A 22664-nucleotide genomic window follows, 5' to 3' on the forward strand; every position below is an offset into this window, starting at 1 on the left:
GTCTAGTTTTTGATTCAAATTAGCAAGCTTTAATAAAAATTCCCCGATAACAAATTCAGTTATGGTTTTAAATGGTATGAAAAAAATCTTACAGAAGTCCTTTGTGAAAAAAGTGGTGCTTGTTGCCAGTAGTGCTAATTTGATTTTAGCTCCAGCAATGTCTTCAGCAATGGAGATCGTTTTTGACAAGACCTACAATATTTCCAGAAAAGCCAATATGACCACTCTAAACTGGAAGACGGTGTCTTTTGAAAAGCTGAGTGGCAACAGAGTGAAATACAAATTAGTTGCTGAACATCCAAATGCAAAAAGTTTAGAATACTTGCAGAATGTGGATGCTGTCGTATCTGAAGACATTAAATCCAGACTTGTTAGAAAATTTGATATTGTGACATCTAATATTGAATTTAAAAACGGAGAGGCTCACTTTGAGCTAGAACTGCCCTATGACTTCGAAACCAGATATCTGCCAGTCAAGTTGGTTAAAGATAATGGTTATGAGGACTATGTGGTGAGATTTAGATTTGGAGACTACAGATTTTTAGTCGCCAATAAACTGATCAACAATGCCGTTAAGAAAGATATTTCTAATATTGCCTCGAAAGATCCCAATGATTTGTATCAAGTTCGACGACAAGCAAAGCGACGTGTGATCATCAGAAAACAAGAGTCAACGGTTCCTGTGATCTCTGTGGATGAGATTTATGCAGCTTCTAAGTCTGCAACGAGCGGCAGTGTTGCTAGTGAGACTGCAGGACAGCGTACACAGGCCTCCGAAACCCCTGCGGTTAAAGAAGAGCAATCCTTATTTTCACAGTTTGAAAATTTAGCCAACCAATACGGTACGGATACTGTGGATGTGAAAAAGGCCATTGCTAGAGAAGAGGCCGCTGAGGCAAATTCTATAGACCACGAGTCATCTAGCCTTGCAGAGGTTTTACCAGAGAAGACTGTCTCTGCATCAGAAGTGGATCGACTTATTGGTATTGAGAGTATGACTTTTGAGGATCATGCGGCGAACAACGAAGAAGATGAAGTGCTTGAGTTTAATGCAGACGCTATGGATGCCACTGAGACGGTGACTGAAGTGACAAGTGCGCAACCTGAAGCCACCGAGCAGACTCCAGAATGGATCACGCCCGCAGAAAAGCCACAACTTGTTGAACAAAAAATCGACGAAATTCAAGAAGAAGAACCTTCTTACGAAGATTATGAAGGCAGCTTATTTTCCAAATTTGAAAGTGCGGCTAATAAATATAATGAAAGACTAGATCAGATTCAAAAAACCAATGAAGAAGAGATCAAAATGAGTCAAGAGGCCGCAGAGCGTAAGGAACGCGAAGAAGAGATGGTCTCAGCCCCTGCGGATCTTGCTGATCAGTTACAAGAAAAACTAGCCGAACAAAATGCAGAAGTGGTTGAAGAAAAACCGTCTCAAAATGAGTTCTTAGTTTATGAAGAAGCTGAAGCTTTAGATGAAGAGGACTTTATCACCCATACTCCAACGACAAGCACAGAGGTCGCTAGTATAAGTCCCACTGTTATTGAGGATGAATACACTAAGGTACCAGATGACGGTTCGATTCCTTGGTTAGAAACTGGAACTACAACTGATGCTGTATTAAATAAAAATACCGATTCACAAAGAGACCTGTCTTCAACGACACCGTCTGTATATGATGTGGCTCCGCAAGAGTGGGTTTTTAAATTCAGTAAAGGCTTTGTATTCAAAAGCACTTTATCTAAAAATTCTGAAGACGAATCCAGAGAGCCTAGTTCTAAAAAAGACGAAGGGTCTTTTGAAGACTATGAATCAGGCGTGAGCTTTGAAGATGAAGAGCTGGGTTTAGATTTTAAAAAAAAAGATTAGAGACTGAATTTCTAGTTGCCAGCCAAGACCTAAGACCTGTTTGGAAGTACTTAGCGCAAGCTCATATCGCATCTGGGGCTGAAGCTGCAGTTGAGTTTGAAGCTGAAGTATCTTCCCAAGAAGCGACCATTCAAACTCATCAAGATGCTCCCCCTCAAGAGAACCCAGAAACTAGTGCGTCTGAAGCTGTTGTGACAGAAGAGCCGCCCTCAAATTTGACAGAGCAGTCAGTCGAAGCTCCACCTAAAGACGATAATCCTACACCCAAAGCCTTAGTGGTGCCCATGGGGAGTGCAAGGCCAAATCTCTTTAAGTTCACGACTCAACAAGAAACCGATTTTTCTTTTAAACTCAGAGCGTTTGCGGGTCTAACGGCTTCTATGAGCACATATCAAGAGTCTTTACCTTTTGAGTACACCTCTTTAAAACTTCCTGCTTGGAGTGTGGAAGCACAGATGCGAGTGCAGAATTTTTTATTAGAAGGGGACTTTAAAAGTCTGCCAGGAAAAGTTCACAGTGATTCAGGACATCTTAATTTTTATGGTTGGCGCTACAGGCATTTGTGGGGAAGTGTCAGTTTGGGATGGCTGTTTGAAGACACTCATCATATTTATTTAAAAAGTATGGTGCATTATGCTCCCATACTGTTTCCGACTCTTGTGGGGCCCTTTCATACAGAAGCTGCGTTGGAAAAAGTCTTACTGTTTGGCGTGGGTGTGGGGTATAAAGCTGACTTTTCGTTTTATGACTGGCCTTTCACTCTGCAACTAGACCTTTTCAATGTGATGACCAACGATCCTGCTTATGACTTAAAATATGGACTTGCGTGGAATGTGAGGCTTACCCGTTACCATGAATGGAGAAATATCAGATTGGGTGTTTCCTACGATCAGGTGGGGCAGGCATTGAGCTTTACCGAGCTTCATACGGGGCAATATTATCCCGTCAAATCCTTTATAAGACTTCACCAAATTCTTTTGCACGTCGAATTCCCTTTGCTGTAGTGCCGCATATTCTAAATCCACTTGGGCTAAAACTTTGACCTTAAGCACAGACTTAGACAGAATATATGTGTAAGCAAAGTAATCTTTGTCGATCATCATAGGAGTTCAACTTGCCTGTTGTATCAATTATCAATCAAAAAGGTGGAGTTGCGAAGACAACTACTGCCGTCAACGTCGCACATGAATGGTCTAATATGGGAAAGAGGGTTTTGCTCATTGACTTGGACCCTCAAGCCTCTGCCACAAAGTCGATCTTTGGGGATACGGAATTTGAATACACTTCGTTTAATGCGATTACACACACAGCTTCTGCCAAGCAGATCATTCAAAGGTCAGAAAGCTTTGGCATTGATGTGATGCCTGGAGAGATTTTACTCAGTGGTGTGGACATCAAACTTGCCGCACAGTTTGGACGCGAGAAGTATTTGCGCCGCAGTCTGATGCCAGTAAAGTCCAACTACGACGCCATTATTATTGATTGTTCACCCACTTTGGGACTTTTAACGGTCAATGCCTTAATGGCCTCTGATGAGATCATCATTCCGATCTGCCCAGAGTACTTTTCTCTTAAGGGCATTGAGTTGATTTTAGACACCTTACGCAATATCCGTGCAGGCTTAGGCCATAACGTGAAGATCAAGGGCATTATCATCACCAGATTTAAAAATCGTAAGGTGATTGGTTCTGTGATTGATCGAGTGGGTGAGCTGTATGGGCTTAAAGTTTTTGAAGATTATATTCCAGATAACATTGCAGTAGAGGAAGCTCATCATTTGCACTTGCCAGTGAAAAAACATTCACCAGATTCTAAAGCGGCACAAGCCTATGCGGATCTGGCTAAGGAACTTTGGGATTAGGGCTACCGAATGACACAAAAAGATAATCCTCTTTTTCAAGATTCTACCATCTCTACAGGGACTAACATTCGTACACAGTTTGAACTGGGTAAGGTTTTTCTTTATGAAGGCGAATCGGTTTGTCTTTTACTAAAGGATGGCAAAGAGCAAAGAGTTCTGGGCATGAGATGTATTGATGCCAAGACAGGAACTTACACCTGTTCCCATTGGCTTAAACACCGTCAAGAGATCACTTATCAGTTTGCTATTAAAAACAAAGAAGGCGTAGTCTTTCAAAGTCCTATTCAAAAGGGGCTTGCGATGTACACTTTACTTGAAGTGTGGGAACCCTGCTTAGATGAGGATCAGGTCGTCATGGCTGATCTTTGCGAAACTCTAATTGAAGATGTGCAAGAAGAAGTGGAAGCCAGTGGGGAGCCTGAGGATGTCATCGGGAACTTGATTGACAAGTGGGGCCTCTAGGCGATTCGCCTTCTTTTGGAAGTCTCTAAATTTCGTTATATATATTCAAAATGCTCAGACATGACGTTTGGCACATCTTTGCGTTCGCAAAGTTGCGCCAAGCCGAACTCGCATTTTGATTATATATAATGAATTTAGAGACTCCCAAAAGAAGGCTCAGCTGTGGGTTTGGGATTGGGGTGGTGCGATGGTTTTGTGGGTGTTGCGGCAGAGTGGTTGTGATTATGTGAGCCAGTAGTTGTATGGGTAATGAAAATAAAAAAGCTAACTCTTGGGAGTTAGCTTTTTTTATTGGACTTAATTTTTATAAGTCTTTTGTTTGTGTTTGTGGATTTAGAAACGGGCGCTTACGCCTACTCTTACTGCAGTGGCCATGTTGCCTTTGTATTCGCCTTCAAGTGGAGCTAAGTGAGTGGGTGGAGCGGCAGGTAAGTCTACAGTAGGTGCACTGGCGTAAAATAATTGTGTTAAGGCACCGTTAATGGTCATGGATTCCGAAAGTGCATAACTTGCACCTAAACCAAGAGTGACACGATCAGAGTCTACGCTTCTAGGTGTTCTATATTTGTCTGGTGGCGCTCCTGTTTCATAAGAAAGTCCTCCACGGAAAGTCCATTGGTCGCTGAAGTAATAGTCTGCTCCAAAAGCCACAAAGAATGTATCATCCCATTTAGTTTCCACTGGTGCTGGAGAAGCCGCAGGTGTTGTTGTGTTTTCCACAGCAAGTTGATCAAAAACAGACCAGCTACTCCAAGAAACCGATCCATGTAGATCTAACTTTTCTTGTAGTAAGTAAGAAGCCCCTACAGTGATGACGTCTGGCGTAGAAAGTTCTAGCTCAACGTTGTTACCATCAAGTCCAATAGGGTTGGGGTCCATTGAAAGTTTACCTTCAATAGTGTGTTTGATTCGGCTTTTGTAGTTAAAACCAATTCTTAAGGCATCACTAGCTTTGTACAGTGCGGAGAGTGTGAAGCCAAAACCTAAGTGATCTCCATCCATACCTGTGAGGGCTGTAGGAGCAGGGGGAGCGGCAAGAACTGTAGCTTGTGAGAGCTCACCTTTGATAAATTGAATTTGTGGTCCCACAGAAAGAGCTAATTGTTCACTCACTTCATACACAAATGAAGGAGATAGGTTGTATGTAGCCAAGTAAGTTTTAAGTGCGTGAGTTTCACCAGCCCAGCCGCGATCATACTCAGTATTTGTCGCCCATGGAACTGTGAAGCTTACAACTACACCCATTTTGTCTGCGAACTTTTGTCCATAATAAAGGCTGGGAATGAAAGATGCAGAAGCAAAACCATCAGTGTCAGCACCACCACCTGTATTTTCAAAGTCACCCATAGGAAATAGTCCCATAAGTTCCACGCTGCCGTGGATGCCGTCTTCTAAGAACATCAGTTGTGAGGGGTTGTTGTAAAAACCACTTGCCGTTTTAGAGCCCGTAACATCAGATGCGAAAGCTGTCCCCATTGTTTCAGCACTTTGATATCGCATTTGATATCCTGCTCGCCATGGTCACCATGGGTGTTAATAGTGTGAGTAAAAACAATTTCATAATTCCCCCTTAAATTAGGTTTTTGTTAAATTGCGCGATTTAGTAGAGCTATTGTCCTTACAGACCTAGGCCTTTGTCTTTGAACGGTGCGTGAGAAAAACGCCCAAAATAAGGGCAAAGTTAATCTAATTGTTTAAGGCCAAACTTTGCTGCGGTGAGAGACAAGATGAGGGGGATCAATAGGAGGGGCTTTACTCCGATGTTTTTCTGTTTCCTCTTTCCTTTTCATGACAGACCTCCAGCAAGCGGGACGCGCTTTGCCCGAAGGGCAAATGCTGGCGAGCCCAGGATGGGCGTGTCTGCCATGAAAAGGAAAGAGGAAACAGAAAAATATCTAAGTAAAGCCCCGTCACTTATAGAGACTTGAAGTTTTTAAAAAATTGAAGGAAGGTGGAGGGATGAAAAATCTTTTGCTTCTAGTTATATGCGCAGTGCTACTGAACTCCTGTCAGTGGGTGGAAGACACAAAGATGCGGGCTCAGTTATGGCTCTCTCAAATCCAGTACGACGCTCTTAAAGCGGAGGATTCAGCTTTTGCTGAGGTGCTTAAAGAGGGTAAAGGACAGGTGATTGCAGGCTCTGAAGTCACGATTAAGGCGCAAGAGACGACCTTGATGTTTGAGCCTCAAGAAGTTCTGGCTTTGCCAGGGCAGAAGATCAAAATCAAAGTGGTGAACAACTTAAAAGACCCCCTTAATTTTCTGCTGCTTCATCAAGGTGATGATCCCGTTGTGGTATCGCAACTGGCTTTACAGATGAGTGATGAGAATCAGAACTGGATGCTCCCACAAGACTACTACATCGCAGCAATGGGCCCTGTTTTACCTAGAAAAAGCGATAAGATCACAGTGCAAATGCCCGATGCCGAAGGTGTTTATTATTTCGTTTCCACTTACCCCAGCTCACCCGCAGTCCTCAGGGGCAAGTTCATTGTCGTAAAAAAGAAGATCTCAGAAGAGGCCAAAGATAATTCTCTGGCTGCTGAATCCATAGCCAGTGAACAGACATTATAAAAGTGTTAGCACCATATTTAAAACTTTATAGACACAATATATTTCTCGACATCAAACTCCTAAAGCGCAAATTCAAACATGAAGCCTTCTGCAGGGAGCTTCCTATTTATTCCATACATAGATTTAAAGTGCGATCTCGGCTTGGCATTATTTTGCGAACGCAAAATCATGCCAAACGTCACTGAGCATTTTAAGTCTATGTATGGAATAAATAGGAAGCTCCCTGCAGAAGGCGATTAAAAATCGTGCCAAGATTTTGGGGCTAAAATATGTAACTTTTGCTAATGAAAGTGGGCACCTTGAAAAAAAGTCTCACCTGGGCTATAAATTGTCACTTCGGAGGAAAATAGTATGGAGACTATGGACAACATGGAGATCATGGAAGAGGAAACGTCGTCTGATCTTGACCTAGACCAAATTGACAATATTTTGGCCCTAGAAGAGTCCCAATACCCTAAATTCACTTTAGCCAAAAATAAAGCTCGGTTTTTAAGAATGGTGAACTGGTATAAAGCCAAAGAAGAGTGGATTGATGTGGCCCCTATCAGTGGTGTGACTAAGCATTTCAAACAGCAATCCAAAGAATTAGAAAGCATTCGTGCCAATAAACTGGATTATGAAATGGAGTTAGAGACTGGAACTTTAACCCCCAGTCAGAGATCCTATAAAAAAGACGAACTTAAAATGTGCAAAGTGCAAGAGAAGATGGCCGTGCATTTGATCACAAAACTACAGAAGAAGATCAAGTCTGGACGTAGGTAAAGCTACATTTCAGTTTAAAAACCTTAAAATTAAGATGAAAGCCAATTTAAGCTCTAAATTGGCTTTTTTTAATTTTTTACTAAATTCTCAGATTGAACCGCCGATAAGCATGTAAATACAAGGGGGTATTTCTAATGGCGCGTTCTATGGTGATAGTGGTTTCTGATGATCACGAGATTGTACAGAAAGCGAGAAACTTCGCTTACACTATGGGTTTAACCCTAGAAATTTATTCTGTATCGCAGTGGGAAGAAAAACAGAGCTCTCAAGGGGCATCAGTGCAAAGCTTGATTTCTGGATCAAATCAGAACCCTAGTAATGTCATTCAATTCCCTCAAGCCAGTTTAAATAAAAAAGTGAAAACTATTGATGAACTTGAAAGTGTGGCAATTGAAAATGCAATCCATGAGTACAAGGGCAATCTGACTGAAGCCGCTCGTGCTTTAGGAATTGGCCGAGCTACTTTATATAGAAAAGTAAAGCAGTATAAGATTGATCCGTCCTTAGCACGCCGTAAAAAAGTGGCTTAATCCTTTCCGCTGGGTAGCGGTGGTCCATGCTAGAACGCGATCAAAATTTACAGCATGTTATTGTAAAGCAAAAAAACCTGTTACTGGTTTTTTTGCTTTTTTTATTGGTGTGCCTGATTTGTGGTGGATTATTTTATTATCGCACACAGCAGTTCAAAAAAGCCAATCGGGTCATTTGCCAACTGATGACAGACAATTACATTGATAAACTTTCGGATGATGTTTTAGAGGAATGCTTAGAGTTCACCACAAAAGGATTTTACACAAAGCAATCACAGTTTTTAAAAGATATCAATTTATGGCTTTCTAGTTTTAATATTTCCCACTTGTATTTATATAACAATGCAGAAAATAAAAAAATGTGGGAAGGCATTGGGCAAGAAAGTGGGATTTTGGCTAAACATATTTTTGGCCACTGGACAGTGACAGAAGTGCACAACCCTCAGGTGGATATTCAAGTGGGGGATTACATTCTTAAAATCAACAAAGAAAAGATTCGAGATGCCCAACATATTTTGGTCAGCGAAGGGGACTTTTTGATTCAACGAGAGGGTGAAAAAAAAGTAGTTCCTGTTAAAATCAGACAGATTCATTACAACGAAAACATGGTGGTCAAAGAGGTCAATAAAGATTGGACCTATCTTAAGATTCCTACTTTCAAATCAGATTATTTTGATTATAAAAATCTAGAAGAAAAATTGACTCCTGCCCAAGGAAAATCAGTGATCTTAGATTTAAGAGGCAATTTGGGTGGGAACTATGTTTCGATTCTTCGAGTCTTATCCCGCTTTTTGTGTGAGTCTAAGCGTGTAGGAAAAATCTATCACCAAAGAACTCCTGCAACCTCAGAGCAAGAGTTAGAGGATGACCTTGATGACTCGGCCCAAATCTTAAGAGTCACACAACATAATCCCATTTACTTAAAAACCTTTCCTGTAAAGGCGTGCAAGCCTGTGAAACGAGTCATTATGTTGATCAATGAAAAGTCAGCTTCAGTGACTGAACTTTTAGTTAAACTGATTCAAAAAAATATTAAAAACGTGAAAAGCTATGGGACCACAACAGCAGGTCACATGCTACTTGCCATTTGGTATCCCATCGAAGACTTAGGACAGGACATTATGATGTCGGTTCCTTACGCGTGGTCCACCGACCTCGAGCAAGATGTCTTAGAGGGAACAGGTGTGGCTCCTACAGAAAGCCTTCAGTCAGAGCAGTTGCTGAAGTATCAAGGTTCGCATGATCCTCTATTAGATTATATTTTAGATGAGATAAAATCTAATTTAAAGGCCAAACAGCTATAAAGGATCAGTTCAAAAAAACCGTTAAAGGTCTAGTAAAGGGGTGGATTTGTGGCTAAGGTTATTCGATTTCCTGAAAAAGGTGATAAGATCAATGCTGTGAAAACGGCGAACCAGAAAGCTCTTTTATTTCTCTCTTTGGCTTCAGTACTGCTTTTTGCGGTGATCTTAAATCTGTCTTATCAATCTAAATTAAGCAAAGAGCGTGATGTCGCCAACATCGGTGATGTGGAAAATCGTGTGATGGGCCAAGGTGTCTCAAATTTAAACGGTTGGGTTTTAACGCATCTGAATTCCTCTAACCAAAGAAATGAGATCGTATTTTCGGAAAAACCTTCTGCGGAAGAACAACTGGTGTTTGCGTCTTTAATTGGAAGATACAGTATCACTAAGAAAAAAGAATTCATCACAGAGCTTCACCTCAAAGACGGAGCAGAGCCTGTGCCTTTAAGTCATTTACCCAAACTTTTGAATCAGTACCGACAAGCTAATGGAGTAGAAAACATTGAATTTCGTTTGGTTAAACAAGACCACAATGAACACACTTATGAGATGTACTCTGCGGATAAAAAAATTGGTGATGTTCATCTTAAAATTTCCAAAAACAATGAACTGCTTTCTTTAAGTTCTAACTGGAACTAGAAGAAGGTCTAAAACCCTGTAAAATCAAGCTCCCAAGCCTATTTTAAGGCGCATTTTGCTTATCACATAAACCCCTTTTACCGATAAAATATTGTGGTTATTGGACATGACTTTCCAAAGGCGAAAGAGCTTAAAAACACTGAAAGTAAAGAGGCATCCCCTCAAGGTGCATTTCTTGCGCCTGCTCTAGATCGGGTGGCTGCGGCTATTGTGGATCTTATGGTGCTCTTACCCATCATGAAGGTGTTTAGCAGTAAGCTGATCATCACTTTAAAAATCACCTATTCATTTCAGATGTACATTGGATTTTTGTCGGCCTTGTTTGTGTTAGCTTGGACCGCTTTTGTTCTCTATATCTGTTACCAAGCCACAAGCATCATTATCTTTAAAAGAACTTTAGGGCAGTACTTCTTTGGTATTGAGCTTAAGGAGCACAACACTTTAAAGCGTCCAGACGCTTACATTTTGATCTTAAGATCTCTTTTAAGTTTTGGCGCTTTATGTTTTGCCATTCCTTTGTTTGCCATTTTGACGGACGAGAAGGGCAGAACCTTTTACGACAAAATCACAGACACCATCATGATCAGCACCAAACCTAGAGGGGAGACGCTTCGTACTACAATGACCTTCCATAGGGTTTTGGGATCATTTTTAATGTTTAATTTTTTATTGATTATTGGTGCGGTGAGTTTTTTTCTAAGCAGCAATTTTTATAAATTTAAAACAGACTTGTCCTCTTCAGAGAAATTATGTGAAGAGGTCACAAACACTTATGATAAGTGGTGGGACTCTGGAGTTTACGAAAGTCGATTAGAGGTTGCCCTTGCCTTATTCTCTGCATTTCGCGTAGGGACTCCATGTTTAGACCAAGAGGCTAACTTTGAAATAGGATTAAATAATAAAAATCCACTGGCTTATTTAGCAAAAGGTTTTGTGGCGTCTCAAACTAATGATGCTCTGGCCTTAGAGTATTTTAATAAAGTTTGCCAAGTGTCTCCTGACAGTAAGCCTTGTGAGTTAGTCCTTTGGATCAATAAATGGCCTAATCGTTATGAGGGAGAAAAGAACTTCCACATGAGTGAAAACCCCTTCTATTTGCAAATCTGGTCTTTAAAAAGAGACCTTGCAAAAGGGAATATGGGCAAGTTCAGTAATGACCTAGAAGAGTTTGAAGTGCAGAGTGGAGTTGAGAATTTTTTTGCTGAAATGCAGATGAAGTCTGCGGGGTATCTGAACCGTCCCGAAGAATACGCCAGTGTGCTTAAGGTGCTAAAAGGGAATAACCCTTCAAGCTCTACTTTTAATGAACGCATCTGCTCTTCTTTATTGGCGCAAGGGTGTATGGCTCTGCAAAGCCAGAACTGTAAAAGTCTTAATATCCCCAAAAGCACAAACTCCCATATCAAAAACACGTATTACTCTTGTATTGGTGAAAAACATAATATCTACACTTCAGATATTACTTTAAAAAAGTTTTATGAAGGTTTTGCGGATGATGCACTTGTGGATTTGGATGTGGTTAAGAGCATTCTGAAAAATAACTCGCATTCGGCTGATGTGCGGCTTGCCGCTTTGAACAAAGGCTTTATGCAAATCAATAGCCTAGATTATTTAAAAGAGATGCTTACAGATTGGCAGAACATGAATTACAGGGACTATGTGTGGCGCATGTGGGGAGAGGCTCTACTAAGTAAACTCTCTGAGCATGATGATAAAACTCATAGCTTTATGGTGTTTAAATCTCTGAACAAAGAATATAACGAGTCTATGGGACTTAGAGACATCAAGGCGCGTGATTTAACAAAAGTACGTGGTCTTGATACATCAAGGTTTCCTGCTAAAACTGGTGGAACCAAAGGGGAATAAATGATTTTAGTTCCCTTTCCTAAACATAAAAAAATTAAAAAGTGCTATGTGACATGTTTGTTGATTGCCTTGATTGCGGTCGTGCAACTTTTGGTCAAAGAGTACGAAGTTGCGGACGTGTCGTTGATGGTTCCTGTGTCTGAAAGTGAAATGTTCCATAGTGTGAACGCCAAACTTTATAAAAACTTTTTAAATTCAGAAAAAAATTTAGATAAAAACCAAAGAATGGTGGCAAGTATTGGTAGCCAAGACAGAGACACCAAGTTGATCAGTCAGATCGCCTTAAGGGACCCTTTCTTTAATCCACTCACCGCATCTAGAGTGGGTGTGGATGATGTGTCTTATAAACATTGGCAAGAGACCTATTATCTTTTGCAAGAGTACGCATCTGTGAACTCTGCAAGTTTACTAGGAATTAAGAGTGACAGCTTAAATTGGCAAAGATGGTTTAGTTATATGTTTGTTCATGCGGGAGCCTACCATCTGATTTCTAATCTGATCTTTTTGTTTTTATTTGGGGCTTTGGTTGAAAGAGCCTTTGGTGGACTGATGACAGTAGTGATCTTTTTAGGGTCAGGACTGCTTGTAGTGCCTGTGTACCTCTTGTTGACAGGCGAAGCCAATATCCCTTTGATCGGGGCCAGTGGGGGAGTGTGTGGCCTGATTGCTTTTTATGCTATTTGTAAGTTCAAAGAACCCTTGCGGTTTTTTTATTGGGTGCTGCCCTTTGAGAAGTATTACGGCTTTGTCACTTTATACACGGGAGTGGTGTTATTCTTGTGGTTGTTCTCTGACCTTGCGGGGTACTTAGCCTCAATTCCTCCTTTTGATGGCGTGGCTCACGCCGCTCACTTGGGAGGATTTATTGCAGGAGCTAGCGCGGGGTTGGCCGTGCTTGCTTACAGAAAATATAAAGGCATTCCTATCATAGACCTTGAAGAGTCTTCGGATGTTGTGGGTCAGCGAACCCCTTTGATTGCACTGCCGCCACTTCGATGATCATTTTGCCTTTTAGTTGACTAAGTCAGGGCTAAATCCGCGTCGCATGGTGTTTTCAGTGGTCACCTTAGGATACATGAATCCTTTTAAGTAATCAGGTCCTCCAGTTTTGCTTCCAAGACCTGACATTTTAAACCCTCCAAACGGATGACGGTTCACCATAGCTCCTGTGATTGAGCGGTTGATATAAATGTTTCCTGCTTCTAAAGTCATCTTAGCTTTTTCAATGCTTGAGGGCGAACGAGAGTAAATGCCAGAGGTCAGAGCGTACTCTGTGCCGTTGGCAATTCTAATCGCATCGTCTAAGTCTTTGGCTTTGATGACAGCCAGTACGGGACCAAAAAACTCCTCTTGCGCTAAGAAGGATTTGGGGTCCACGTTAGTAAAGATGGTGGGGGGCACGTAATAGCCATTTGTAGGCAACTCAGTAGCGCTGTAGGCCAATGTGGCCTCAGTGCTCTTGGCGCGCTCTATAACGCCTAATAGACGCTTATAGGAGTCCTCGTCCACCACAGGTCCCACATAGCATTTAGGGTCTTGGGCATTGCGTATCTCTATGCTGGAAGTGGCTTCAATCAGGCGTTCGACAAACAGGTCATAGTTTTGCGGAAGCACAATCACACGCGAGCACGCCGAGCACTTTTGCCCTTGAAAACCAAAGGCGGAATACAGCACACCTGCCACGGCTTCATCCAAGTCGGCATCACTATCAATGATGATGCTGTTTTTTCCACCCATTTCAATGACGGCAGTTTTGACCTTTTGCTGACCAGGCTTGACCTGTCCTGCTTGTTCTAAAATCGAAAGCCCTACAGATTTAGAACCAGTAAAGGCAATCATATTTACATCGGGGTCTTTTACGATTTGTGCACCGATATTTTCTCCAGGGCCTGGCAAGAAATGGTAAGCCTCAGCAGGAATTTCTGGAATTTGTTTTAAAAGTTTATACAACCAATAGGCTGTGGCTGTGCTTTGTTCGGCTGGTTTGATTAAAACTGTATTGCCTGTCACAAGAGCTGCGGCCACCATTCCCGTTAAGATCGCAAATGGAAAGTTCCATGGTGCGATCACTCCTACGACTCCTTTGGGAATGTAGTGATAGATGCTGGTCTCTCCAGGAACAGAACCTACTTTTTCACCTGCTCCTAAACGTTTAATGTCTTCGGCATAATAACGACAGAAGTCGATGGCTTCAGTCAGGTCCCCATCGGCCTGCTCCCAAGATTTACCTACTTCAAATACTTGTAGCGCAGCAATTTCATGGCGATGTTTGGCAATCAGGTCAGCAAGTTTGTGAATCGCTGTGGAGCGTGTTTGATAGGGGACATATCTCCATGTGGCAAAAGTCTTTTGTGCCGAAGCGATGGCTTCACTGACATCTTCGGGGCTAGGGTAGTGAAAGTCACACACTTTAAGTTGTGTCTCGTTGGGGGAGTAGCGTTCTAATTTTTGTCCCGATCTTTTTTCTTTTCCTGCCACAGAGTAAGGAATGTCATTCATGGGCAGTTGGGATTTTACGGTTTCTAAAGTTTTAACAAAGGCTTTGCGCTGTTCTGTTTTAGAAAAATCAACAAGAGGCTCATTGATAAAACCTGTAAGCCCAGGATCACTGGATGTTTCTGGTAAATCCATTTTGGGATCTTTAAGTAAAACGTCAAGGGGCAGAGTCTGCTCAGAACTTGTACGTAAGAAAGATTCGTTAGAAGTATTTTCAAGCAGACGGCGAACAAGGTAAGCCATTCCTGGAATCATCTCTCCTACAGTAGCATACTCGCGCAGACGGTAGCCTTTTGCGATGAGTGCGGCTTTAAAGTTATCCGCCATGCCGTAAAGCATTTGCAATTCAAAGGCATTGTTTGGCAGTCCAAGCTCTTGGGCTCTTTGAATGGCATAGGCAATAGAGCGCACATTGTGAGACGCAACAGCAACATGAACATAGGCGTTGTTTTTAAGGAAAAGGTCACAGCACTTTTCATAGTTGGCATCTGATTCTTGTTTTTGTGTGTAGACGGGAACGGGCCAAGTGCTTTGCTTGGCGTGGATCACCTCAGAGTCCCAGTAGGCCCCTTTGACTAGGCGGACACTAAAGGGTGTGCCTCTGTGTTTGGCAAAATCCACTAAGGCCTGCGCGTCTTGATAAGAGTCACGCAGGTAAGCCTGAAGGACGATTCCAAAGTGAGGATAGCTTTTATATTCTGGAAGCATCAGAAGCTTTTTAAACACTTCGAGTGTCAGGTCTTTGATCGCATAGTGTTCCATATCCACGTTGATAAAAATATTTTTCTTCACCGCTAAATCAAAAATGGGTTTTATTCTTTCAATTAAAATCTTTTGGGTCTCTTCCCACGCCGTCACGTGCACTTGGCTGTAAAGTGAAGAGAGTTTGACAGAGACATTCACTTTTGGAATTTCACCTAAGTGATTGCTGTCCAGTTGTGGATTGTGAGACCAGCTTACACTTTTTTCTGCAAGAGCTTCGATCAGCTCCATATAACGACGTTGGTAATCCGCAGCTTCTTTTTCTGAAAGCGTGGCTTCACCCAAAAGATCCACAGTGAAGGCTAAGTTTTTTTTACGACCAGCTTCAAGTTTAGGTAAAGCCTCTTCGGGGGTTTCTCCTGTAATAAAAAGTTTCGCCATCTCAGTGACGTTTTTACGAACGGAATTTGCGAGTAAACCTGGAGCCATGGCACCTAAGTTGGCTCCCATCTGAAAGACGGAAGGCATTTGGGAACCATCTTCAGAAAAGTATTCTTTTAAATGTTTAGCGACATCTTCATTGTCGTTTAAGTAAGGCAACACATCCACAAAGCGAAACATTTGAGTTTTAAAGCTAGGACTTTTCATCGACAAGTCCATGATCTTTCCATACCACCAGTCTTTGTTAAAAAGAGATTTGGATTCGGCTTTGCCCGATAAAATTTCAGAACCTAATTGCAGAATGGGATTGTCAGTTTGAGAGTAGTTTGGTGTTTTGTTTTTACGCGAAAAAAACATGGATTCCCCCTGTATAAAATGGCTGAAGTTGAGGAGTTCAACACGCCATAAAATTGTCTGCATTGAAAGGCCGAAACCCCATTCAGTCAATAGGCAAGGAGGAACTGACACCAGTGTCATTTTGCACCCCTAAAAAAGATTAAAAAATAAGCAAAAGTGGGGTTTTGCAAGGGTTTTGGGGCCAAAAGGGCTCCAAAAAACATGGCCTAAGTCTTGAAATATAGGGAGTATCCTTTCGGGCTTTTGCCGCAGTCGCGGCTCCAGAACAGAGCCCACAGTCACACCAACATTTCCTGCCAGCAAGATGGGTGCTCAGAGAAGCAGCCCCATCCCTTGTCGCGCGCTCAGCCGCGTGCTCCAGAGCTCAGAGTCTGAGGCCTGAGTTCAGGTTTCTGGTCTGGGCTTCGAGCTTCTAATGTCTGAGCTTAGGTCTCTAAGTTTTGTGTGCGTGTGTGAAAACACGGTTTTTTAATTATTTCTTTTTAACTTTAGGCTTACTAGGGGTATTAGGTGTAAAAACTTGCCCTGAATAGGTGTTGATCTGGGGAGAACATTTATCCCCGATTTTTTTAGCCGTAGAAACCACCTTAAGCTTTTCGCCTTTAGGTCCCTTGCCCCCAATAAACGCGGACTCATAAGTAGTAGGAGTGAGCATCTTGGTTGTGACAATCCCTTTGCCCCGTACCTCTCCGCAGTCAAAGTGAGCGGTGATCTGCTGAGCAGTGGCTCTGGTCAGGGTGTATTTGCAGTATTTGCTGTCCTGCTGTTTTTGATAAAAATTTTGTGGCTGGAGCATATCTTTGGTGATGCAAATCTGTGTATTTTGGTACTGACGAATATTTTGGGCGGCTTCAGTCTTTTGTTTGCCATTGGGCATAGCAAGGGCCTGCTTTTTGGCGGCCAAGAAGGGGTCATTGAGCTTCCCATTGAGGTAGACTTTAGAGACTGAGCTGTAAAGCCCAGGTTCAAGCCCCAAGGGTTCTAGTTTTTTAGACCACGTTGTTGTGGGAAGGAAAAAAAGAAGAAATAGGCTTAGATACTTCATTGGATAAAATCTTTTCGACATTCCAGAGAATTTCTTGACCCATTAACATGGGATGCAGATGAGAAGGCCTTAGAAGTACAAAGAAGCCTTCTTGAATAGGTCAATCTTGGTTTTAGCCCTTTTTTGTCGGCGATGACTAAAACATAGAGGCTTAAGGGCTTAAGTGAGGTTTTTGGGAATCCTTAAAAGTCTATATATTTCAGTATGTTACTAACGTCTCTTGAAGTGCCGTCTGCTGGCACATCGGTTGCTCTGTAAGGGCAATATGGCACAGCAAAAGTTTAAATACTTATTTATGACTCTCACCTTGGCAGCATTGCTACTAGCATGCAGTATGGAAACAGAATCTTTAGGGTCTGCGTCCTGTAACTTTGTCACCAACTCTTCAAAACAGAGGGTGTCATGGAAACACACCCTTCCTATTAAGTTCCGTTTGCACGAGAGTGTGCCTCCAGAGGCTATGGCTTCCATTTATGAGGCCGCAGACTTGTGGAATAGAATGTCTGTAAAACCAGTTATTGAGGTGGTCAGCGTGGGGCACAAAGGGGCTCCTTCTACCAGAGACCAAATCCCTGTGATCTATTGGATGCACGAGTGGGAAGACGATCGCTTTTTAGAGCAGGCCAGAACCACTGTACGCTGGCTTCAGGATCAATTGGTGGATGCGGACATTAAAGTAAATGCCAAAAATTTCAGCTTTTTTTATCATAATCAAGAAAGACAACTGGGAGCGGTGGATTTCGTAGGATTGATGGTTCATGAATTTGGCCATGCCCTAGGATTCGCTCATAATTCGGTTCAAGAGAGTGTGATGTTCTATCAATTAAGAAGAGGTCAGGAGCGTCGTAAGGCCAATAATGGACTGGTCTTCCACGAGACGGACATAGCTTCTTATCAGTGTGAATATGGCGAAGATATGGTTTTGAGCTTTTATGTGGACGCTATAAAAACAGGCGATAGCGGTATAGTAAGCGGCGCGTCAAATCCATAATTTCAGGTTTTTTAAGTTGGATAGTTGAAAATCTATGCAATTATATTGTGTCAAGAGGACAGAAAAGATGAGTTTGAACACTAAGTCAGTAATTAGAGAAGAAATCCAACGCCAGCTGTTTAGCGGCCCTAACGCCCTTCCTACAGAAGGTACGTACACTCAATTAGACCATGAGTCATTGAGCAAGGGACAAAACATTTTAAGTGCTTTGGCGCAAAATCTTCAAGAGCTGTCCCTTATGGAATCTAAGCTAAACTTCATGGTAAGAGAAGTCAGTTCTTCATTAAGAAGCAAGTAAGATCGCCTCTAGTTTGCTAACTATTTTTGCAAATCTAAATAAAAATCTTAAAAATCAGTGAACCAGTTTTGTGGTGCGCTTGATGGTGTTTTCAACGATATGAAAGTAGGCTTTGATCAGCAGTTCGCGATCTTCTTCGTTGAGTTGTGAAAGGTATTCTTCTTTTTCGGCAAAGCTGTTCTTCTCAATAAAGTTGCCAAAGATGTCTTGCACTTTATTGCGATCTTCTTTGTCAAAGTCTTGATTGCCGTTCACGGGCTCTTGCAGAGCGCGTTTGATGTGCGACTTGTGAAATAATAAATGTAGTCCCTTTGTTGATTGCGCAAGCAGGTATTCAATCTCCTGCATGTTTTGCTCATCAAAACAATCGAGCGTGATGGACATCCGTGTCTCCTCTGGCTCAAGTCAATAAATTTATTATCGTTAAAGATAACCCCAACTCAAATTTCATTTGATTCTTAAATCTTAATCAAGTCAAATGTGATAATAAGGTTAAGAAACTAGCCTAAGGTGGAAGATCGTTGAGAAAAAAAAGCAAAGTGCAAAAGGATGAAGAAATGATAGTGATAGATCCCATAAAAGATCTTTCTTTTGCAAGTGAGGAAGAGCTGTTCACCTACTTTCGCCCCCAGATTGAAGACATCGAAGGTTTTTATTTCGAGTGGCGTAAACAATTTAAAAAAGACATCGCGCAAAAAGACTTTGAAAAGTACGAAAAGCATCTTTCGGGATGTCTTTTAAATCCAGACGAAGCTCTGATCAATGGCGACATTACAGATCAAGAGGTCGCAATTTTTATTAAAAAAATAGATGAAAAGAAATCCATCTACTATGTGGCCTTTTGTTATTTGGTCGAAGATGATCCTAGTTTTATCTTTTTGCACTTCCCCACAACATCTAATGAACTCTTAAATGAATTAAGACAAAGATCAGTGTTGCTGTTTGATAGCCAAACTAAGGATGTCTATCCTGGAGCTATCGAAGGGGACTCTTTGACTGAAGGCGATGAGTTGGCGAAGGGCCATTACAAGGCCATGCTGGTGTTAAGGGGCGAGAACGACATTCCTGTGGATCAGTTCAAGGCCTATGCTCATCTTCGAGAAGAAAGCATAGAGTATGCTGATGAGATTTGGAGACACTCAGATAGTTTTGGACAAAACCTTGTGACTTTTATTAAGAGTTTTTCTGAAGGGGAAAATCTGTATTATATTGTGGTGACCCTTGAAGATGTGATTTCTGATAGTAATATTTTACTGTTCTCTTTTCCCACTAAAGATGAAACTTTAATGGAAAGATATAGAACGGGCGAGAACTTACAAGCTGATGAAGTGATCCAGGAGAGCAGTCATTAAAAACTTAGGCCTTATTCTTTTGAGCGTTGTTATTTTATCCTGTCAGTCCTCAGTAAAGAGCATGGACATTGAAGGCCCTCTGCTTTTACAAGCCAGCAGTTTGCAAAATTCCAACTCTGAGTATTTTTATACAACAAAATCAGATGTGGTGGTGATGGACCTAGGTAAAAAGACCCGCTCCTATGTGGACTTCGCGGAGTTTCGCATTCAAAGACACACTCTGCATCTTGGAGAAAACGGCGAGATGCAATTTCGCGTCAACACCTCTCATAAAAAAGGCAATATGAGTTTAAATGATATGGGTTACCCTGAACCCAATGAGACTCTGCTTGAGGTGATCGACAGTTACGGTAAGCCCGTTGTGGTTAAGGACTATCCTATTGGTTCGGTCTTTTACTTGCCCCGTGTCTCTTTACCAGAAAACCCAGTGAATGAAGGGGACAAGTGGAGTTATCGTGGACGTTGGATTTCTAGGGACACGGGTTGGCCTTTTGAAATTGAGATCAACTCCAAGTTGACCTCTTGGGCTGATTGCCAAGGCACTCTGTGCGCGGTGATTGATTTTACAGCGCGTGTGATCTTGCCTGAAGATTTTCCTTTAAGAAGTACTATTAAGAGTAACATCAAGGGGCGATTGCATTATTCCCCCCATTCTTTCGATGTCTTATGGGGAGAAAGCGAAAGCGATGAAATGTTTGAAATCGCCGAGCTAAAAAAGCAGATCATCGTCAAAACCAAATCCTGCTCTTACAAAATCGGTTACAACAAAAACTGCCCAAAGTTGTAGGGCGAAGTGTTCTGCCTATTTTAACTAACGCATGAACCGCATCCTTGCTTGTGCATCCAGCTAAAACTTAGGGTGTGAGGCATCCTACCGTTAACTTTAATTTGAAATCGAAAAAAGTGAAGGCCATGACAGTTCATGGCCTAGTTGTTTTGCTGATCAACTGTTTTTTTTGAATTATAAATAGTCTTTGTGTCTATTTTTAAATTCTGCTTTGTTACACATATCCATCATGTACAGCTGAGCTCGTATGCTTGTGTCTGTAGCCCCTCTTCTATTCCATGAGCTTAACTCTCGTTGAAACTCAGTGTAACACCATTCTTGATTGTTAGGACAAGTGCTAACAGGCAAACGCCCTAGGGCCATTTGGTAGGCACTGTTCACAAGGGCCGTAGCGCTATCATGACAGACGGGAAGCCCGTCATCACCTTGTTTGGTTTTGCACTTTTCCCATAATAAAAAGTTAGTTAAAGTCATCGGGCAATATTGTGAAGGCGAATAACGTCTTAAGGACACTTGTTGATCAAAGTGCTGACGACTTCGATAAACACCAATAAATTCACAGTACATCCAAGCCACACTGGCTCGTTCGTCCCCAGATTTAGCTAAATTTTTCCATAAAGCTTTGTCGGTAGCAGTGCAAGTAGAATGGGCTGCAATACATTTATTGCCCACAAAGATTTCGTTATTGGCGCATTGGTAGCTACCGTTACTACCACCACCGCCATCGCCACCAGTAGAGGGGGTGCTACCTCCTGTGCCGCCAGAACCGTCGCCAGGGTCGTTGCCGCCGCTGTTTCCACACACTACATATTTATATCTGTTGTCGCCATTAAATTTTCCATTGGTACATTTTCTAACCTGTCTGTCACACGTGCCATCTTCTTTTTCAGCCGAGAAGGCCTCCATATTAGAACCATGAGAAAACAGTCGACCATCTAAAATACAAGATTTAGGGTTGCCCACGTTACAATCAGGAAACATATATGATCCGCTTAAAGTTCCATTGCTACAGGTGCGTGTTTGTTTTTTACAAGTTTCACCATAAGGCACGGTGGAATTTTGAAAAGCTTCAACTTGTTGTCCGTGTACTACAGCCACGTGGTTGAGTTTACAATGTGCAGGTGCACCCACGTTACAGGAAGTAAAAAAGTAGGTGCCAGTTAAAGCTCCGTTATTACAAGTTCTGGTTTGTGATTTGCAAGTTGTTCCATAAGGTACGGTTGAAGACTCAAAAGTGGTGATCTGACCTTGGTGAGGCACGACAGTATTATTAAATAGACAAGTTCTTGGCACATTCACTGCGCAGAAAGGATGTTGATAATTACCAGAGAGGACACCATTTGTACATAGTCGTAGCTCTTCAATACAAGTTTCTCCTGTAGTCACAGTGGAGTTTTGAAAGGCTCTCACCACACTGCCGTGTTTGATGGTTTGTCCGTTAAATAAACAATTCGCCTCACCTGTTCCTGAGTTACAACTGGCATAAGGATAACTTCCAGATAAGACGCCATTATTACAGGTGCGTCTTTCGTAATCGCAGTTTCCTGATCCATTTAAATAGGCCGTTACACTTTGGCCGTTAGCAATGGTTTTGTTTCCAAAGATACAAGCACCTGGTACTGTTTCTCCAGGAGTACAAAAGGCAAAGGGATATGAACCCGTTAAGGTTCCGTTCACACAGGTTCTGTCTTCAGATTGACAGCTGCCATTGGAACTTAAAAAGGCTTTAAAACTTTGGCTATTACGAATTAAGGTTCCATTAAATTCGCAGTACGCACTATTAGTTCTGTAATCATCACAACTGGGATCAATACAGGCCGCAAGACTTTCTTCAGTGATAGAATAAAATCCTGGCCCAATACAGTTTTGAAAACTAAATAGAATCAGCCCTAAGGTCAAAATAGAAAATATGACCTTGGCACGTATATCCTTATATTTGAATTTCAGATTTAACTGCATCATTTATATTTTTCGGTATAAGCCTGAGGCTGATTTAATAAAGTGTACTCAAATATATACCACTTTGAGAAAGACTTTAAAAAAAAGCAAAGAGCCTTATGATGTAGCAACACTTTAAAATCCATTTAAATAGCCCATTTTCCTATCCAGACTTTAGACGGCTTATACTGGTACATCGAATATATTGACGATGGTTTCTTTAAAGTGTGTCAGCCTAAAACGAAAAGAGCTAAGAGGAGCAATATATGAGAGATGGCATTTTTTAAATCTTTGGTTCGTCGTGGTTCTGATGTCAAAGTTCTTTACGATTTTCTCAAATTGGTCATTTCATTGTCGATTTTATAGATTTTAAAGGAGTTTAGTTTGGC

General features: G+C 41.7%; 20 protein-coding genes. 15 read left to right on the forward strand and 5 right to left on the reverse strand.

Annotated features, from left to right (window positions below):
- Positions 1-76 precede the first annotated feature (76 nt).
- The 4 genes from M9899_03845 (at position 77) to M9899_03860 (ending at position 4193) form a co-directional block, all read left to right on the forward strand.
- Positions 77-1870 (forward strand): hypothetical protein, encoded by a 1794-nt coding sequence (locus M9899_03845; protein MCO5113289.1) that lies wholly within the window; start codon positions 77-79, stop codon positions 1868-1870.
- 191 nt (positions 1871-2061) lie between these two features.
- A complete protein-coding gene (locus M9899_03850) occupies positions 2062-2874 on the forward strand; it encodes a hypothetical protein (protein ID MCO5113290.1) in 813 nt (270 codons plus the stop codon).
- 110 nt (positions 2875-2984) lie between these two features.
- Positions 2985-3731 (forward strand): ParA family protein, encoded by a 747-nt coding sequence (locus M9899_03855; protein MCO5113291.1) that lies wholly within the window; start codon positions 2985-2987, stop codon positions 3729-3731.
- Positions 3732-3740: 9 nt separating this feature from the next.
- Complete coding sequence (locus M9899_03860; protein ID MCO5113292.1) at positions 3741-4193, forward strand: hypothetical protein; 453 nt, start codon at positions 3741-3743, stop codon at positions 4191-4193.
- 333 nt (positions 4194-4526) lie between these two features.
- Here M9899_03860 and M9899_03865 read toward each other — a convergent pair whose 3' ends face one another.
- Positions 4527-5693 (reverse strand): outer membrane protein transport protein, encoded by a 1167-nt coding sequence (locus M9899_03865; protein ID MCO5113293.1) that lies wholly within the window; start codon positions 5691-5693, stop codon positions 4527-4529.
- A 459-nt stretch (positions 5694-6152) separates the two neighbouring features.
- Here M9899_03865 and M9899_03870 point away from each other — a divergent pair, with 459 nt between their 5' ends.
- The 7 genes from M9899_03870 to M9899_03900 all read left to right on the forward strand — a co-directional run bounded on the left by M9899_03870 (position 6153) and on the right by M9899_03900 (position 12867).
- On the forward strand, positions 6153-6767 hold the full coding sequence (locus M9899_03870; GenBank protein MCO5113294.1) for a hypothetical protein: 615 nt from the start codon (positions 6153-6155) through the stop codon (positions 6765-6767).
- Positions 6768-7118: 351 nt separating this feature from the next.
- Positions 7119-7529: a hypothetical protein gene (locus M9899_03875; GenBank protein MCO5113295.1), complete on the forward strand. Its 411-nt coding sequence runs from the start codon at positions 7119-7121 to the stop codon at positions 7527-7529.
- Between the two features lie 134 nt (positions 7530-7663).
- A complete protein-coding gene (locus M9899_03880; GenBank protein MCO5113296.1) occupies positions 7664-8059 on the forward strand; it encodes a hypothetical protein in 396 nt (131 codons plus the stop codon).
- Positions 8060-8085: 26 nt separating this feature from the next.
- Complete coding sequence (locus tag M9899_03885) at positions 8086-9363, forward strand: S41 family peptidase (GenBank protein ID MCO5113297.1); 1278 nt, start codon at positions 8086-8088, stop codon at positions 9361-9363.
- 48 nt (positions 9364-9411) lie between these two features.
- Complete coding sequence (locus M9899_03890) at positions 9412-10002, forward strand: hypothetical protein (GenBank protein MCO5113298.1); 591 nt, start codon at positions 9412-9414, stop codon at positions 10000-10002.
- A 93-nt stretch (positions 10003-10095) separates the two neighbouring features.
- Positions 10096-11868: an RDD family protein gene (locus M9899_03895; protein MCO5113299.1), complete on the forward strand. Its 1773-nt coding sequence runs from the start codon at positions 10096-10098 to the stop codon at positions 11866-11868.
- Positions 11869-12867 (forward strand): rhomboid family intramembrane serine protease, encoded by a 999-nt coding sequence (locus M9899_03900; GenBank protein MCO5113300.1) that lies wholly within the window; start codon positions 11869-11871, stop codon positions 12865-12867. It begins immediately after the preceding gene.
- Positions 12868-12879: 12 nt separating this feature from the next.
- On the opposite strand, the gene M9899_03905 is transcribed toward M9899_03900, so the two are convergent.
- Positions 12880-15864: a proline dehydrogenase family protein gene (locus M9899_03905; GenBank protein ID MCO5113301.1), complete on the reverse strand. Its 2985-nt coding sequence runs from the start codon at positions 15862-15864 to the stop codon at positions 12880-12882.
- Positions 15865-16336: 472 nt separating this feature from the next.
- Positions 16337-16909, reverse strand: coding sequence for a DUF3617 domain-containing protein (locus M9899_03910; protein MCO5113302.1), 573 nt, complete (start codon positions 16907-16909; stop codon positions 16337-16339).
- Between the two features lie 265 nt (positions 16910-17174).
- Here M9899_03910 and M9899_03915 point away from each other — a divergent pair, with 265 nt between their 5' ends.
- Entirely contained in the window at positions 17175-17900 is a 726-nt protein-coding gene (locus tag M9899_03915) for a matrixin family metalloprotease (protein ID MCO5113303.1), read from the forward strand.
- Between the two features lie 67 nt (positions 17901-17967).
- Positions 17968-18198, forward strand: a complete 231-nt coding sequence (locus M9899_03920; GenBank protein ID MCO5113304.1) for a hypothetical protein — start codon at positions 17968-17970, stop codon at positions 18196-18198.
- A gap of 54 nt (positions 18199-18252) precedes the next feature.
- Here M9899_03920 and M9899_03925 read toward each other — a convergent pair whose 3' ends face one another.
- Entirely contained in the window at positions 18253-18582 is a 330-nt protein-coding gene (locus M9899_03925) for a hypothetical protein (GenBank protein MCO5113305.1), read from the reverse strand.
- Between the two features lie 173 nt (positions 18583-18755).
- On the opposite strand from M9899_03925, the gene M9899_03930 reads away from it, so the two are divergent.
- Both M9899_03930 and M9899_03935 read left to right on the forward strand, forming a co-directional pair.
- Positions 18756-19550, forward strand: coding sequence for a peptidase (locus M9899_03930; GenBank protein ID MCO5113306.1), 795 nt, complete (start codon positions 18756-18758; stop codon positions 19548-19550).
- A gap of 61 nt (positions 19551-19611) precedes the next feature.
- The gene (locus M9899_03935; GenBank protein MCO5113307.1) at positions 19612-20337 is read left to right on the forward strand and encodes a hypothetical protein; all 726 of its coding nucleotides are present in this window, start codon (positions 19612-19614) and stop codon (positions 20335-20337) included.
- A 174-nt stretch (positions 20338-20511) separates the two neighbouring features.
- Here M9899_03935 and M9899_03940 read toward each other — a convergent pair whose 3' ends face one another.
- Complete coding sequence (locus tag M9899_03940; GenBank protein ID MCO5113308.1) at positions 20512-22299, reverse strand: hypothetical protein; 1788 nt, start codon at positions 22297-22299, stop codon at positions 20512-20514.
- Positions 22300-22664 lie beyond the last annotated feature (365 nt).

It is taken from the genome of Pseudobdellovibrionaceae bacterium (assembly GCA_023954155.1).
In the GTDB taxonomy this organism is placed as follows: Bacteria; Bdellovibrionota; Bdellovibrionia; order Bdellovibrionales; family UBA1609; genus JAMLIO01.